At 64.3% G+C, this 249-nt stretch carries 1 protein-coding gene; it reads right to left on the bottom strand.

Going from position 1 to position 249, the window contains the following annotated elements; genetic code table 11:
• The coding region (locus RVY79_RS20975) for a hypothetical protein (protein ID WP_317466541.1) at positions 1 to 249 on the bottom strand (249 nt) is incomplete at both ends.

The raw sequence follows: 249 nt of genomic DNA, 5'->3' as shown, positions 1-249 counted from the left end.
AGCGCACAGCTCGGTGGCATTGGCGGCGTGGCACAGACCAGCGAAGAACGGATCGGCGCCGATCATGCGTTCGGCAATCGGGCGTGTGTCGAGCAGTGCGCCCTGGCCGAACAGCCAGACCGAGTTGACCGGCAGCAGGCCGCGCGCTTCGCGGGCTTGGTTGACGGGGTGGTCGTACCACGTCATTTGGATTTCGTTCTGGAACTTGCGCCAGGCGCGTTCCTGCTCGCCTTTGTGCATCCAGATGTC

Source organism: Chromohalobacter sp. HP20-39 (assembly GCF_033052815.1).
Taxonomy (GTDB): domain Bacteria; phylum Pseudomonadota; class Gammaproteobacteria; order Pseudomonadales; family Halomonadaceae; genus Chromohalobacter.
This window is presented reverse-complemented; position numbering and strand designations above follow the sequence as displayed.